The organism is Bacillus sp. EE-W1 (assembly GCF_009760835.1).
Taxonomy (GTDB): domain Bacteria; phylum Bacillota; class Bacilli; order Bacillales; family Bacillaceae_G; genus Bacillus_A; species Bacillus_A wiedmannii.
In genome coordinates this window covers 33,938-49,829 of record NZ_WIPE01000020.1, presented here as the reverse complement: position 1 = coordinate 49,829, position 15,892 = coordinate 33,938, and the positions used below count along the sequence as shown (strand labels likewise).

General features: G+C 35.0%; 10 protein-coding genes and 2 pseudogenes. 5 read left to right on the top strand and 7 right to left on the bottom strand.

What is annotated here, in order from left to right:
* Nucleotides 1-201 precede the first annotated feature (201 nt).
* Nucleotides 202-2,391, top strand: a complete 2,190-nt coding sequence (gene topB / locus GFJ36_RS01765) for a DNA topoisomerase III (protein ID WP_157349435.1) — start codon at nucleotides 202-204, stop codon at nucleotides 2,389-2,391.
* Between the two features lie 41 nt (nucleotides 2,392-2,432).
* On the opposite strand, the gene GFJ36_RS01760 is transcribed toward topB, so the two are convergent.
* From GFJ36_RS01760 to GFJ36_RS01745, 4 genes are all read right to left on the bottom strand, one after another.
* Nucleotides 2,433-5,408 carry a YhgE/Pip domain-containing protein gene (locus GFJ36_RS01760; RefSeq protein ID WP_098082088.1) on the bottom strand — a complete coding sequence of 992 codons (2,976 nt, stop codon included), beginning with the start codon at nucleotides 5,406-5,408 and terminating at the stop codon, nucleotides 2,433-2,435.
* 306 nt (nucleotides 5,409-5,714) lie between these two features.
* Complete coding sequence (locus GFJ36_RS01755) at nucleotides 5,715-6,506, bottom strand: endonuclease/exonuclease/phosphatase family protein (protein WP_075311954.1); 792 nt, start codon at nucleotides 6,504-6,506, stop codon at nucleotides 5,715-5,717.
* Between the two features lie 4 nt (nucleotides 6,507-6,510).
* Nucleotides 6,511-8,148 carry a PTS transporter subunit IIBC gene (locus tag GFJ36_RS01750; RefSeq protein WP_000705549.1) on the bottom strand — a complete coding sequence of 546 codons (1,638 nt, stop codon included), beginning with the start codon at nucleotides 8,146-8,148 and terminating at the stop codon, nucleotides 6,511-6,513.
* Nucleotides 8,149-8,353: 205 nt separating this feature from the next.
* Complete coding sequence (locus tag GFJ36_RS01745) at nucleotides 8,354-10,018, bottom strand: glycoside hydrolase family 13 protein (RefSeq protein WP_060486900.1); 1,665 nt, start codon at nucleotides 10,016-10,018, stop codon at nucleotides 8,354-8,356.
* Nucleotides 10,019-10,214: 196 nt separating this feature from the next.
* Here GFJ36_RS01745 and GFJ36_RS01740 point away from each other — a divergent pair.
* A pseudogene (locus tag GFJ36_RS01740) lies at nucleotides 10,215-10,382 on the top strand (BBE domain-containing protein); the annotation flags it as partial.
* On the opposite strand, the gene GFJ36_RS01735 reads toward GFJ36_RS01740, so the two are convergent.
* Together GFJ36_RS01735 and GFJ36_RS30160 are read right to left on the bottom strand one after the other, a co-directional pair.
* Nucleotides 10,374-11,300: a methyl-accepting chemotaxis protein gene (locus GFJ36_RS01735; RefSeq protein WP_407707385.1), complete on the bottom strand. Its 927-nt coding sequence runs from the start codon at nucleotides 11,298-11,300 to the stop codon at nucleotides 10,374-10,376. The pseudogene GFJ36_RS01740 and the gene GFJ36_RS01735 overlap by 9 nt on opposite strands.
* 15 nt (nucleotides 11,301-11,315) lie before the next feature.
* Nucleotides 11,316-11,501, bottom strand: a pseudogene (locus GFJ36_RS30160) (HAMP domain-containing protein); the annotation flags it as partial.
* 374 nt (nucleotides 11,502-11,875) lie between these two features.
* Here GFJ36_RS30160 and GFJ36_RS01730 point away from each other — a divergent pair.
* From GFJ36_RS01730 to GFJ36_RS01720, 3 genes are all read left to right on the top strand, one after another.
* Entirely contained in the window at nucleotides 11,876-12,598 is a 723-nt protein-coding gene (locus GFJ36_RS01730) for an amino acid ABC transporter ATP-binding protein (RefSeq protein ID WP_097889289.1), read from the top strand.
* Between the two features lie 121 nt (nucleotides 12,599-12,719).
* Entirely contained in the window at nucleotides 12,720-13,514 is a 795-nt protein-coding gene (locus tag GFJ36_RS01725; protein ID WP_046953749.1) for an ABC transporter substrate-binding protein, read from the top strand.
* A gap of 93 nt (nucleotides 13,515-13,607) precedes the next feature.
* Complete coding sequence (locus tag GFJ36_RS01720) at nucleotides 13,608-14,300, top strand: amino acid ABC transporter permease (RefSeq protein ID WP_000461606.1); 693 nt, start codon at nucleotides 13,608-13,610, stop codon at nucleotides 14,298-14,300.
* Nucleotides 14,301-14,352: 52 nt separating this feature from the next.
* Here GFJ36_RS01720 and desB read toward each other — a convergent pair whose 3' ends face one another.
* Nucleotides 14,353-15,438, bottom strand: coding sequence for a Delta(10) desaturase DesB (desB, locus tag GFJ36_RS01715; protein WP_157349433.1), 1,086 nt, complete (start codon nucleotides 15,436-15,438; stop codon nucleotides 14,353-14,355).
* Between the last annotated feature and the right edge of the window lie 454 nt (nucleotides 15,439-15,892).

Sequence of the window (15,892 nt, the reverse complement as noted above, 5' to 3'; positions counted from 1 at the left end):
GGTCTTACTGCCCGTTAATGCGGGATAAATAAGTATCTATTTCTCATAGTCTCATCATGGCGCATATTATGTTCTGTCGCCATCATTCACCCTCAAACAGATGTTATCCCACTAAAAAACGTTCAAATCTGGAGCGAAACTGAATCTCAAGAAGATGTATGCTATAGTTAACGTATGGAAATTTGAAAGGATGTTTTAAATATGGTAAAAAGCGTTGTAATCGCTGAAAAGCATTCCGTTGCACGTGATATTGCGCGTGTACTTAAGTGCGATAAAAAAGGAAATGGCTACCTTGAAGGTAGTAAATATATTGTAACTTGGGCTTTAGGTCATCTCGTTACATTAGCTGATCCAGAAAGCTATGATGTGAAATATAAACAGTGGAATTTAGAAGATTTACCGATGCTACCTGAGCGCTTGAAATTAACGGTTATTAAACAAACAGGGAAACAATTTAATGCTGTGAAGAGTCAGCTACTTAGAAAAGATGTAAATGAAATTATTGTAGCGACAGATGCTGGACGCGAAGGCGAATTAGTCGCACGTTGGATTATCGATAAAGTTAAAATACAAAAACCTATTAAGCGTTTATGGATTTCATCTGTTACTGATAAAGCAATTAAAGACGGCTTCGCAAATTTAAAACCAGGTAAAGCATATGACAATTTATACGCTTCGGCTGTCGCACGTTCAGAAGCTGACTGGTACATCGGTCTTAACGCGACTCGCGCTTTAACGACTCGCTTTAATGCCCAGCTGAATTGCGGCCGTGTACAAACACCTACTGTCGCTATGATCGCTAATCGTGAAGATGAAATAAAGAACTTCAAAGCTCAAACTTACTACGGTATCGAAGCACAAACAACGAATCAGTTAAAACTAACTTGGCAAGATGCAAATGGTAATAGCCGCAGTTTTAATAAAGAAAAAATTGATGGTATTGTAAAAGGTTTAGATAAGCATAATGCTACCGTTGTGGAAATTGATAAAAAACAGAAGAAGTCATTCTCTCCTAGTCTTTACGATTTAACTGAATTACAACGTGATGCAAATAAAAAGTTCGGTTACTCTGCGAAAGAAACATTAAACATTATGCAGAAATTGTATGAGCAACATAAAGTTCTAACGTATCCTCGTACAGATTCACGCTATATTTCATCTGATATCGTTGGAACACTTCCAGAGCGTCTAAAAGCATGTGGCGTTGGAGAATACCGTCCTTTAGCACATAAAGTATTACAAAAGCCTATCAAGGCTAATAAATCATTTGTTGATGATAGTAAAGTAAGCGATCATCACGCAATTATTCCGACAGAAGGATACGTTAATTTCTCCGCCTTCACAGATAAAGAACGTAAAATTTATGATTTAGTTGTAAAACGTTTCTTAGCCATTTTATTCCCAGCATTCGAATACGAACAACTAACGTTACGCACAAAAGTTGACAATGAAACGTTCATTGCACGAGGAAAAACAATTTTACATGCCGGCTGGAAAGAAGTATATGAAAACCGCTTTGAAGATGATGATGTAATGGATGACGTAAAGGAGCAACTTCTACCTCGCATTGAAAAAGGCGATACATTAACTGTAAAGTTAATTATGCAAACATCAGGTCAAACGAAAGCACCTGCACGTTTTAACGAGGCAACTTTACTTTCAGCAATGGAGAATCCTACAAAATATATGGATACGCAAAACAAACAACTTGCTGATACGTTAAAATCAACTGGTGGATTAGGTACTGTAGCGACACGCGCAGATATTATCGACAAGTTATTCAATTCGTTCTTACTTGAAAAACGTGGTAAAGATATTCACATTACTTCAAAAGGCCGTCAGCTACTTGATTTAGTGCCAGAAGAACTGAAATCTCCTACACTAACTGGTGAATGGGAGCAAAAACTCGAAGCAATTGCAAAGGGTAAACTGAAAAAAGAAGTATTCATTTCAGAAATGAAGAACTATACGAAAGAAATTGTTTCTGAAATTAAATCGAGTGATAAAAAATATAAACATGACAACATTTCAACAAAGTCTTGTCCAGACTGCGGTAAACCAATGCTAGAGGTAAACGGCAAAAAAGGAAAAATGCTTGTATGCCAAGACCGTGAATGTGGTCATCGTAAAAATGTATCTCGTACAACAAACGCTCGTTGTCCGCAATGTAAGAAGAAGTTAGAATTACGTGGTGAAGGTGCAGGACAAATCTTTGCATGTAAATGTGGCTATCGTGAGAAATTATCCACATTCCAAGAAAGACGTAAAAAGGAATCTGGAAGCAAAGCTGATAAACGCGACGTTCAAAAATATATGAAACAGCAGAACAAAGAAGAAGAACCATTAAACAATCCGTTCGCAGAAGCATTAAAGAAGTTAAAATTCGATTAAACAAAAAGGTTCCTACCACTATCGGTAGGAACCTTTTATTTTTAATGAATAATTTTACTTCCTTTAGCGTTCTCAACAAACTTTTCACTCGATTTGTTAATTGGTGTTTTCAGTAATAACGCAGCAACAATCATAATTACTACGAAAGCACTTAACACAAGTAAATCTCGCGTTACGATATCCCAAAGCATTCCACCTACTGTTTCACGAATTGCACTAATTGCATATGTGAACGGTAAGAACGGATAAATTGCTTGGAAGAACGCTGGTGTCATTTGAATTGGGAATGTTCCGCCCGATCCTGCTACTTGCAGTACAAGTAAAATAATCGCCATCGATTTCCCAACGTTTCCGAAAATAGAAACAAGTGAGTATACAATACAAACGAAGACTCCACCAATAAATAAACTAAATAACACAAACCAGAACTTATCGACTACGTACGTACCGAGCAAGAATATATCTCCCATCGATACGATAAACGCTTGTGAAAGACCTATCGTTAAGAATGTTAATAAACGTCCGAAGTAAATTTCATGGCTCTTATAATTCGCGCCTTCTTCATGTACTTCTACTGTTAATAATGAAACCATTAATAATGCGCCTACCCATAATGCAAGCACTGTATAGAATGGTGACATCGCTGAACCGTAGTTTGGCATCGCAAATAACTTATTCTCTTTTAAATTGACTGGATTCGCGAAGTAATCACTTTGCTTTTCAACATCATTTTTCAATAAGCGTATGATGTCTTTTATATCCTCTTCAGATTCAAAATCACGAATTTTATTTGCTAAGTCTTTAATCTTTTTCTCAGTTTCCGGCATGTCAGCCTTAATGTCTGTTAATTTCTTTTTACCGTCTACTAAGCCTTTTGATGAATCTTCTAGTAGCTTTTTAACATCTGGAAGCTTTTTGTCTGCTTCTTTTAAAATTTGAGATGTGTTTTTAGACATCTCTTTTGTACGAGCAATAGCTGCATTGAAATTTGGAGTGATTTCTGAGTCATATTTAGCTAAAATGTCACCAATTTGGCCCGAAACACTTTTAGATACTTCATTAATACTTTCAATCACATCTGCTGCTGGTTTTTGCCCTTTATTAATAGAGTCAATTCCTTTATCAGTTAAATCGATTCCTTTTTGAAGACCATCTTTTACTTTATTCAATTTAGAAATCGTGTTATTCGTGTTCTTATCACTATTTACATCTGCTAAAACTTTATTTGTACTTTCCAGAACTGGAATCATGTCGTTAAATAAATTCCATGCTGCTTTGAACTGTCCATTTAAATCATTTAAGGCTACTTTTGTAGAGTCTAATCCATTAACACCTGCGTTGCTTAAGTCTTCTCTTGCTTTTCCAAGTTCTGTTTTTAATCTGCTGTAATCACTTACAGCCTTATCGTACTTTTCTCTACCATTGTCTAATGCCTCATTTGTTTGATTTACTAACTCATTCGCTTTTTTTATATCTTGATTTAAATTACCTCTAAGTTGTTGCGCATCTTCTTTTACACCTTCAGCCTTATCTTTCAATTGCTCGGCTGTACTTACTGCTTTTTCAAAATCAGTTACGAATGTTGCATTATAATCTGCTTCTGCTTGATTTACCAAGTTATTTATTGAATCTAACTTTTTATTAGTAGCATCTCTTACATCTTGTTTCACTTCTTGCCCTGTACCAATAATATTGGCAATATCTTTAACGCCACCATTTGCATTTTCAATAGCTGATTTAAGGTTTGTTAATCTTTCTATTCTCTTTTGGAAGAATTCTTTTCCAAAATCAGTTGATGCCGACTCTTTAAATTTAGTAAAGACATCAATTACATATGAAACACTATCCGCACGTCCTTGCAGCGTCTCAGAAACATTATTAAGATCTTGTTTCGCTTTTTCCGGATCAAAATTACCATTTTGTAACCCGTTTATAACACCTTGTGCGTAAGTTGTTCCAACACGTATTGAGCTGAAAACATTATTTACAGTTTGATCAATATTTTTAGCAATATTCTTATACCCATCACCATTCACTTGCGGTAACGCTGGAATTTCTGGTATTTGCGGTATTTGTGGAAGAGTTATATTAGGTAACACTGGTAATTTAGCTGGATCTGGAAGTGTCAGATTAAAATCAAATGAAGGATTTTTTAAGTAATCCGTAATTTTCGCTGCAGCATCCAATCCCTGCTTCGTTACAATTAAATTATTCTTAATAGTTCCCGGAGCACGATTCAATGTTTCATTATTTCTCGCGAAGAACTTATCTAAATTCCCTAATGCTTCCTGCCCATCATTCATAACACTTTCTACAACCGGTAACTCTTTTTGCGCTACTTTCACAATATCCTCTGCTCGAGTTGCATCATCTAACGCCTTATCCATTAATGTATTCATTTCTGGGAACTGCGCTTCTAACTTAAAGACAAGGTCTTTTACTTTCTCGATACTTGGTAAGTTTGTTTCTAAATCGATTCCAAGGTCATTGAAGATTTTAAAAATCTCACCGTTTGCTGTTTTAACGAAGTTTTTACTAATTTCTTCCGTAATACCTGATGCACCTTTTGCTGTAATTTTCGGTGCAATCGCATTTACTTTTTCATTTACATAGTAATCAAGTTCTGGCTTTTGTGGATTTTCATCCAGAACCGTTGCAATTTTTTCAGAGAAGTCTTTTGGGATTGTAATACTTGCATAATAATCCCCACGCTCAACTCCGTAAATCGCCTGCTTTTGGTCTACAAATTTCCAACCAAGATTCTTGTTTTTCTTTAGAGAATCTACAATCTCGTCCCCGATATTAATATCTTTCCCTCTTAAATTAGAGCCTGCATCTTGGTTAGAAACGGCAATGGGAACCTCTTTTGTATTTCCATATGGATCCCAAGAAGCTTTAATGTTAAACCATGCATATAACGATGGTAAAATCATTAATCCTAAAACAATAACAATTGCAGCCCAATGTTTAGCTACATTCCGTAAATCTGTCTTATAAATACGCCAAATTTGTTTCATAGAAGTTATCACCTAATTATATATTTTTCCTTCTTTAGAAAATGATACATACATTTTGCAATTATATCACTTTCTACATCGTGGATTAAACGAAAATACACTATTTTTCCCATTAAATATTTCACTTACTTCATTATATAACGAAGTAAAAAAAGTATGCATACAAAATGACCAAATTAGTTTTACATTCAATAATAACAAATATATAGGAAATGTCATAAAAAATACAAGTATTTTATCTTGGCAATACTTGTATTCCTCAAAAAAATCCTCACAGCTTTTCATCATCTGTGAGGATTTCTTCTATTATATATCTACTTGTACTTCTACACCGAAATGATCTGAAATTACATTTCTGTTCGTACCATTAAAAATGACTTTTGAAGAACGAACTTTTTCACTTTGGTTACACAATATTAGATCGATTCGTAAGTTATGTTTATTTTCATCCCAACCAGCAATCTCACCTTGGACAGTTGTTCCTTCATCCTTCTCTATTGCTAGTTCATATGTGTCATACAAACCTTTTTGCATCATATATTCATAACCTTCACCTTGTAAACGAGCGTTATTATTAAAATCACCCATTAAGAAGGAAAGTTCATTACTATCTACACGCCCCATCAAACGATTAACTTGATCTTTGAATGATTCTTCTTCATCATTCCACCAACCGAGGTGGCAAGAGTAAAACGTTATATTCTTATCATTATAAGCAATTGTCGCACTTACAATTTTGCGTGTTTTCCAATACGTTGTATCCTTATTTTCTGAAATAAAGAACGTATCTTCTTTTACAACATTATGCTTCGTTATAATCGCTAATCCTTCTTCATACACATCATAACCAATATGAGAGAAATCCCAAGTAATATTGTAATCTTTTACATGTAACGCTTTTAACTCTTCTAATAGTAAAAGTCCAAAATTATCTTCTTTCTTGTTACCGCATACATTTTCAGCTTGTATCGACTGACTTACTTCTTGCAATGCGATGACATCGTACTCTTCTTCTTGAATGACTTTAGCAAGATATTTTATCTTTTCCATTTGATTCTCTTCTTGCCAAGAGTGACAGTTTAAAGTTAGCAATTTCATCTTATTACGCACCTAACATATCTTGAATGTCTGACTTTAATACGTCAGCTTTCGGACCATATACTGCTTGTACACCTTTATCTTTTACGATAAGTCCTAAAGCACCATTTTGTTTCCACTGTGCTTCTGGTGCAACAACATCTAAATCTTTTACTGTTACACGTAAACGCGTCATACAAGCATCTACGTCAGCAATATTTTCTTTACCACCTAATAAATCAATAACTTTTGTTGCTAATGAACCATCCTGTACATTTCCTGTTCCTTCTGATGACTCATCTTCATTATCAATATAGTTACCTGCACGTCCTGGTGTTGGTAAATTGAATTTTTTAATTAAGAAATTGAATAATGTAAAGTTCAGACCGAAGAACACTAATGAAACGATAACGAAGTTGATTAAATCTCTTGTTAGTCCTGCATTAACCATCATCGGTGTACGAGTAATTAATTCAATAAATCCAAATGCGTGAACACGTAAGTTAATTAAATCTGCTAATGCGAATGCAAGTCCTGTTGTAATTGCATATACAACATATAATACTGGAGCAATAAACATGAACATGAATTCAATTGGTTCTGTTACACCTGTTAAGAATACTGCTAATGCAGCCGATAAGAACATTGGTTTATATTTTGCACGTTTTTCTTTATCAACATTACGGAACATCGCGAAAGCAATACCCATTAACGCTGCTGTTGAGCCAATAACTTGTCCAGCTTTGAAACGAGCTGGTACAACGTTATTTAATAAATCGTTATATGCTTTCGTATCTCCATTTGCTAGTAAATTATTTAAGTCTGTAATCCATGCAAGCCATAAAGGATCTTGTCCTGCTACAATTTGTCCAACTTTTGAACCAGTTAACATCGTATATGTTCCGCCTAGCTCTGTGTAGTTCATCGGAATCGTTAACATATGATGTAAACCGAATGGTAATAGTAAACGCTCTAACGTTCCATATACAAATGGTGCAACAACTGGTGCACTATCTTTAGATGCTGCAATCCAGCGACCGAATTCATTTAATCCACTTTGGATGAACGGCCATAAAAGTGATAATACAATTGCAGTGACTGTAGACCAAACAATTACAACGAATGGTACGAATCGTTTTCCGTTAAAGAATGCTAATGCCTGTGGTAGTTTATTATAGTTATAATATTTGTTATATAGAGTAGCTCCTAAAAAACCTGTGATAATCCCTACGAAAACTCCCATGTTTAATGCTGGTGCACCAAGTACAGAAGTAAAGTAATCTTTTACAACTAAATCTCCTGCTAATACTGAAGAAACTGTCGCTTTTGAATCCGCTAACATTTCAGCGTTTACGCCAAATATAGCTCCTGTAATTCTGTTCGTTAAGACGAATGCTAATAGCGCTGCAAATGCACCACCTGCGCGATCCTTCGCCCAAGATCCCCCAATTGCTACTGCGAATAAGATGTGTAGATTTGTAATGATTGCCCAACCGATGTCTTCCATTACGCGAGCGATTGTATGAACTGCGTTAATATCCCCAGCAGACATCCCAATTAACTTACCGATAGAAATCATTAAACCAGCTGCTGGCATTACAGCTACAACAACTAATAATGCTTTCCCGAACTTTTGCCAAAAATCAAAAGACGTAATTTTCATCTGTTCTTCCTCCCCTTTATTTATAACAACATAATGATTTAAATGATAATTTCTGTTTCTATTATGAAAACGATTCCTTACGTTACTTTATTTTTATCTTTACGCAACCGTTTTCATAAATCTATTTTAATAAAAGCGTTTTCACTTTGCAATAGAAATTTATTTTTTTTCATAAAAAAAGATGCTCTAAGAGCATCCTTTTTTATTATGAAATGCGATAAACCCTTGTTTCATAAGGTTTTAACGTGATTGAAGTTACTTGTTCATTTTCCGCAACTTTATAGTTATTTAAAAGCAAACGTTTGCGTTCTAGTGCAAATGAACCTTCATTATACACAGCTACCTCTTTTGAGATATTACTAATTACAACGATTTTTTCATCGTTTAATGTACGAGTATATGCATAAATTTGCGGATCATCTTCTAAAAGTAAATCATACGTACCGTAATTCAGTACATCGTGCTCTTTTTTCAAGGCAATCATTTTCTTATAGAAATTGAAAATAGAGTTCTCTTCATTCTTTTGCTTTTCAACATTAATTTCTTTATAGTTTGGATTCATACCAAACCAAGATGCACCTGTTGTAAAGCCAGCATTCATCTCATCGTTCCACTGCATAGGTGTACGTGAATTATCGCGGCAAGAAGCCCATATAATTTCCATCATATCTTGATGTGATACGCCCTCTGCAATTTTCTCTCGATATAAATTTTTAATTGCTACATCATCATAATCTTCAATATTTGGGAATTGAACATTTGTCATCCCAATTTCTTGTCCTTGATAAATAAACGGTGTACCGTGCATAAAGAAATACATTGCTCCAAGAGCTGTTGCACTTTCACGCCAATATTGTTTATCGTCTCCCCAAGTTGAAACGATACGTGGCTTATCGTGATTCTCAATATATAAAGCATTCCATCCTTTATTTTCTAACCCTTTTTGCCATTTCGTTAATACCTTTTTCAAACCTACAACATCAAGATCTTTCTTCTTTTCTGCATCCCATAAACTTAAATGTTCGAATTGGAATACCATATTGAACTTACCTTGCTCTTCTCCAACCCAAAGCTCAGCATCTTCAATCTTAACGCCATTCGCTTCACCAACAGTCATAATATCATACTTAGAAAACGTATTTTCTTTTAACTCTTCTAATAAAGGTTGAATACCATCCACATTCATATGTTTATCAAAAGATGGTACATACTTTAGTTCTTTTGGATTTGGCATATCTTTGAAACCATCTTCTTTTTTAATATGGCTGATTGCATCCACTCGGAAACCATCAATTCCTTTATCAAGCCACCAATTAACTGTATCGTATAACACTTCGCGAACCTCTTTATTCTCCCAGTTTAAATCTGGTTGTTTACGCGAGAATAAGTGTAAATAATATTGTCCTGTTACTTCATCATATTCCCATGCCGAACCATTAAAAATACTTTCCCAGTTGTTTGGTTCCGCACCATCTTTACCATCATGCCAAATATACCAATCACGCTTCGGATTGTCTTTAGATGAACGTGACTCAATAAACCATGGATGTTCATCACTCGTATGATTAATAACTAAATCAATAATAAGCTTCATATCACGCTTATGAACTTCATCTAGTAAAGCATCAAAGTCTTCCATCGTACCAAATTCATCCATGATATCTTGATAATCACTAATGTCATAGCCATTATCATCATTAGGTGACTTATACATTGGACAAATCCAAATTACATCTATACCTAAATCTTTTAAATAATCCAGTTTTGCAATAATACCTTGTAAATCTCCAATACCATCACCATTTGAATCCATAAAGCTACGCGGATAAATTTGATACGCAACCGCTTCTTTCCACCATGTCTTTTTCATAGTCATTCTCTCCTTTTGCATCCCATCAGAAATTTATGCAAACGTTTTCGTAACACTATCATAACAAAATATGAATAGTTTGCAACTGTTTTCATTGAACTCTATGTAGATTCCTTATTCTTATGCTTTATTTATTTCTCACAAAAGCAAATCTCATTCCTCACCTGCTCTTGTCCACGCACTTTACATATGCTCGGTTAAAGATTTACGAGACAGCTTTATCAATTGGCCCGATATCGACATTAAAAATTGGCAAACTAGTTATTACGGCCCTAACTTTCAAAGATTGCGTAAAGTGAAAACCATATATGATCCTTGCAATGTTTTTCGTTTTCAACAAAGTATCCCACCCTTTTTACATTGAAAATCGTTCAATTGTTTGTTTCAAGTCTGCTGCTTGCTTTTCTAGATCCTTTAACAATTGATCGATTACTACCATATTTTTAGATTGTTGCAACGTCACACGTGCTACTTCTTGTGAACCAGCTGATGTTTCCTCAGCAATTGCTGCTACAGCCTTCGTCTGTGCTCCGGTTTGATGAATGTGACTCACTTGTTCGTTCATATAGCCACTAATTTGCTTCGTTGCATCGGCAACTTCCATAATACTTGATGACATTTCTTTTAAAATTAATTCAGTAGCTTCCCCACGTTTCGCCTCTTCTTTAGCCGTTTTCACTTGCTCTGTCATTTTCAATGCGACTTGTTGCACTTCTTCTTGCATATTCCGTAATAACTGCGATATATTTCTTGCAGAATGATCGCTTTCATCGGCAAGTTTACGTACTTCTTCAGCTACAACTGCAAAGCCCCTTCCATGCTCTCCAGCACGAGCTGCCTCAATAGAAGCATTCAGTGCTAATAAATTCGTTTGACTAGCAATCTCACTCACAACAGAAACAATATGTTCTACTTGTTTCATTCGTTCTTCTAATTTCTGTACATTTTGCATCGAATTTTCATTTTCTTTTGCCAATGTTTGAATACCTTGAATTAAAGAAGTAAAGACTCGTGTACTTTGCCCTAAAGCTTGAACCATTTCTAAAGACAGCTCGTCAGACTGTTTTGCTTTTTCTTCTACTTCACTCGCAATAGAAGTTGTTGTATCAACAGCAGAAACAATCGCCTGAATGGAAGCTGCTGATTGCTCGGCGCCAGAAGAAATCTCTGCAAGGGTTTCAGACACACCTCGTGCTTGCTTTGTTGCTTCCCCTGTTTGCCTTCTAATTTGCTGAACTTGATTATTTGTATACGAAAATGTAGTATCAATATTTTTTACCATACCTCTTAAGTTCCCTAGCATCATATTAAATGCAACACTTAAAGATTTAATCTCATCATCTGTTTTTGGTAACGGGACATCTTCACGAATATCGCCATCGGCCGCTTTCCTTGCAGCCTCCTCCAACTTTCGAAGTGGTTTAATTAAAAAGATTGCTGCTCCATACGCTAAAATTCCAGACCATACTACACCTAATAACATAACGATAATATTATAAACAGTTTGACTTACATAACTTTGAAAATAATCGTATATCACGTAAATAAAAAATATACTTGTTGAATATGTAATAAAAGCTAAAACTGTAGTAAATAGCATAAGTTGTGTACGTAAGCCAAAGGAAAATGTCTTCCTTTCTTTTTCCATCTCTTCTTTCCCCCTTTTTATAAGCAACATAAGTACTACCTATATATTATTATCCATATTTTCGTTATAGAAAGATATAGGGATTTTTAAAATCATTATTTCTTTGAATATCAAATTACCCGAAAAAAATAAAGGATTCTGACAATTTATGACTAATAACAGAAATAAGGGGCAACATTTGTAAAATATATTTTGACTGGGGGTTTTGTATGATTCAGGTTCAAAATCTAGTAAAATCATTTGGCTCACTTGATGTTTTAAAAGGAATTGATTTAGAAGTAAAAGAAAAAGAAGTTGTTGTTTTAATTGGTGCCAGTGGTTCCGGTAAAAGTACATTACTTCGCTGTCTTAACTTTTTAGAAATGTACGATGAAGGTGAAATTCACTTACAAGGTGAACGAATTGATCCACAGCATTCAAATTTAAACAAAGTCCGTGAAAATGTCGGTATGGTTTTTCAACACTTTAACCTCTTTCCCCATATGACCTCACTAGAAAACATCATAGAAGCACCTATTCATGTAAAGAAATTAGAAACAGCAAATGCAAAAGAGATTGGAAATCAGCTTTTGCAAAAAGTCGGTCTACAAGATAAAGCAGATGTAACTCCCCACCTCCTGTCAGGTGGTCAAAAGCAGCGCATTGCCATTGCACGAGCTCTTGCCATGAATCCTAAAATTATGCTATTTGATGAACCTACCTCAGCCTTAGACCCTGAACTTGTTGGAGAAGTATTGCAAGTTATGAAAGAACTTGCTGAAGAAGGAATGACCATGGTTATCGTTACTCATGAAATGAATTTCGCAAGAGATGTAGCTGATCGCGTCATATTTATGGATGACGGAAAGATTGTAGAGGACGCTCCGCCAGCACAATTCTTTTCAGCTCCATCACATGAACGAGCAAAACAATTTTTACGCAACGTTTTATAATGTAACTTCTGTTTCAAATGAAAAGAAATACATTCATACGGTGCACAACTAATTGTCCAAATAAAATATCTCAGTAACATACTTAAAACCATCCGTATGATCAATATATAGGAGGGGTTTTATGAAAAGAAAACTATTAACCATTGTTGCGAGTATTACATTATGTACATCCTTCATACTAGGAGCCTGTAGTAAGGAAAGTGCTACTACTTCTTCAAATGGTAAAAAAGAATTTCGTTATGCGATGAGTGGCTTATATAAACCTTTTAACTATAAAGAAAATGACGGAAAGCTTGCCGGTTTTGATGTGGAAATTGGCGAGGCACTTGCGAAAAAAATGAATATGAAACCCACTCCTATTACAAATCCATGGGAAACGCTAATTCAAGGTCTACAATCGAAAAAATATGATGCTATATTGGGCAGTATGGCAATTACAGAAGAACGCTTAAAAGCTGTTAGTTTCTCAAATCCTTATTATCGTTCTGGTGCCCAAATTTTTGTGGCTAAAAAGAATACATCTATCTCTTCTCCAGAAGATTTGAAAGGTAAGAAAATTGGTGTTGTAAAGGCTAGTACCTTTAAAGACCTTGTTGCAAAACATACAGATCAAATCACAGAATATGACAGCGATATTACTGCACTTATGGACTTAGAGCCTGGACGTATTGATGCAGTAATCACTGATCAAATGGTTGGTTTACGTATGATCAAAGAAGGTAAATCAAATATAAAAGAAGCTGGAAAACCATTAAATCTTGATGAAATGGGAATTGCTATTCGTAAAGATGATAAAGAAATGGTTGAGAAAGTAAATAAAGCTTTAGATGAAATCATTAAAGATGGTACGTATGAAAAGATCAGTAAAAAATGGTTTGGGCGTAATATTCTCGGTGAAGAAGAAAAAACGAAGTAAATTAGCTAGTCAAATGTTTCATACATTATGCCCCACTTTTTATGTGGGGTATTTCATTCCCTACCAAAATCCATACAATATGAGGTGACACATATGTTTGAAATTTTTATGTCTACTTATCCCACACTCTTAAAGGCTACTATTGTCACATTACAATTAACACTAACATCCCTATTACTTGGTTCACTAATTGGATTACTATTCGCTTTTTTTCGAATCTCTAACAATAAGATTTTAAATAGTATTGCTCATGTATATATCGCCATTATTCGTGGTACACCTTTAATTGTTCAAATTGCCATTCTCTATTTCGGTATTACATCGATTATTGTCTTCACTCCTTTTTGGGCAGGAGCAATTGCTTTAGCAATCCATAACGGTGCATATATTACTGAAATTTTCCGCGGTTCCATTCAATCTGTCGACCGTGGACAATTGGAAGCCGCTCGTTCTTTAGGTATGCCTTATCCTTTAGCAATGCGCCGTATTGTATTACCGCAAGCATTTCGTCAATCTCTTCCTCCTTTAGGAAATCAGTTTATTATTGGATTAAAGGACTCCTCTCTCGTTGCATATGTAGGATTGTCCGAATTATGGGGATCAGGTTTATCAATTGCTGCAAGTAACTTCCAACAATTAGATACATACATAATCGTTGGTTTATATTACCTCGTACTCGTTCTTCTATTTACTTATTTTGTTAATCTTTTAGAGAAACGATTACAAAGAAAAGAAACAAATTCAGTTCAATTTAGCAAAAAGAATAAAAAAGAAGTCTCTTTATAAAAAAAAGCAAGCCTGAAATGGCTTGCTTTTTCACTGCAAAATATATCAATTTTTACTGATTTATTTTTTTAATACTCTCTTCTTCCTCTATATGTTCCTCACGATATGAAATATTATGAGGATCTAGTCCATTTCCTAAAGAACCATAGAAATGCTCTCTATGCGGATCCACTAATTCACTTCCTTGATAATACACACGTGGTGTATTCCATAGCGCTGCCAAAGCTTTTGTCATTGGCATCTCATGATAGCGTTCCGGCCACATTTCTTTAATTTTCTCTTTTACTAACGGATAGTATTTAGAGCTCATAGCAGGGAACAAATGGTGTTCTGTATGATATGAGAAATTGAAATGTAAAACGTCTACCCAGCGCGGCACTGTTACTGATAAACAGTTCGCTAACGGATCATTTACTGGAACAATTGGATTTAATCGATGATTTGTTGCGATATATGCCATTACAATAAAGTTAGCAATTAACAATGGAATTACATATGCAAATAACCATTTTCCAGGTCCCATAATAAACAATAAACTAATCCAAACAGTCCAAGGCAAAAGAAGTTGAAGCCATACAGATTTTTGATTGGATGACTTAAATTCCTTTATAAAATGAAAGAACATTCGAGTCGAATGTAACGTAAATTGAATGGTTAGTGACAGAAAACTAAAGAATGAACGAACATGAAGAGGCATGCGATATACCCACCTTAAAAACTTACTCTTTTTCAGTTTCTCAAGTGTAGGCCATGCATCTGGATCATTTTCTTCATGTTGTGTATGAACATGATGCGTTGCATTATGCCACTTTCTCCAAAGCTTCGGGCCAGTTGATAATGGCATAAATGCTATCGCGCCTAAAAAATCACGAAGCCATGCTTTTCTTACAACAGTTCCATGTAAAATTTCATGTCCTAAAAATCCAAGTGAAGCAAAACATAATCCAAGAACAATCGCAATTCCTAGATTCGCCCACACATTCAATTCAAATACACCAATCGATATTAACCCCGCCAATGCCACAAGCAAATAAGCCAGTCCACCAAATAAACGTGTAGGAACTGGTTTAAATGCTTTTTTCGGCAAATGTGGTGATACACGTGCTGCATACCACCCAAACGTATGAAGCTCCTTCATCCTTTTGCCCCTTTCTTATGCCGCGTCTTGCGCAACTTACATATATCAATTCTTGCTTCCAGATTGATTTTACTAGCTGATTAAAAAGCATCTATGTATAAGGAAAATATACTCACTCTATCGTCACTTATCTTTTCGCTTTTATTATCAATGAAAAACATTTCTCTTTTTACTCTCTATCAACCTTTCCACATGATGAATCATATCAATAGAATTTCCATATTGTCAACAACTTTTATGACCTAGTAATAAAAGTTGGTTATATTTTTATAATCATACTTTATTCCACTAAAGAAAAAACATAGATTTTATAAGGTTTTACCCATTATGCATATATATATGCTGACATACTATAGACTCTATCTTATTCAAGAACTCTCTGTGTAAACAACAAATAAACTCACCTGAATCTAGCTTTGCACAACTCCTATCTCTTCATACCGACAACACCAAA

Bases quoted from the DNA above. Each gene is read 5' to 3' on its own strand.
- GFJ36_RS01730 (WP_097889289.1), top strand. From the start codon at position 11,876: ATGATTCAGGTTCAAAATCTAGTAAAATCATTTGGCTCACTTGATGTT.
- GFJ36_RS01735 (WP_407707385.1), bottom strand. From the start codon at position 11,300: ATGGTAAAAAATATTGATACTACATTTTCGTATACAAATAATCAAGTT.
- desB (WP_157349433.1), bottom strand. From the start codon at position 15,438: ATGAAGGAGCTTCATACGTTTGGGTGGTATGCAGCACGTGTATCACCA.
- GFJ36_RS01760 (WP_098082088.1), bottom strand. From the start codon at position 5,408: ATGAAACAAATTTGGCGTATTTATAAGACAGATTTACGGAATGTAGCT.
- GFJ36_RS01725 (WP_046953749.1), top strand. From the start codon at position 12,720: ATGAAAAGAAAACTATTAACCATTGTTGCGAGTATTACATTATGTACA.
- topB (WP_157349435.1), top strand. From the start codon at position 202: ATGGTAAAAAGCGTTGTAATCGCTGAAAAGCATTCCGTTGCACGTGAT.
- GFJ36_RS01755 (WP_075311954.1), bottom strand. From the start codon at position 6,506: ATGAAATTGCTAACTTTAAACTGTCACTCTTGGCAAGAAGAGAATCAA.
- GFJ36_RS01750 (WP_000705549.1), bottom strand. From the start codon at position 8,148: ATGAAAATTACGTCTTTTGATTTTTGGCAAAAGTTCGGGAAAGCATTA.
- GFJ36_RS01720 (WP_000461606.1), top strand. From the start codon at position 13,608: ATGTTTGAAATTTTTATGTCTACTTATCCCACACTCTTAAAGGCTACT.
- GFJ36_RS01745 (WP_060486900.1), bottom strand. From the start codon at position 10,018: ATGAAAAAGACATGGTGGAAAGAAGCGGTTGCGTATCAAATTTATCCG.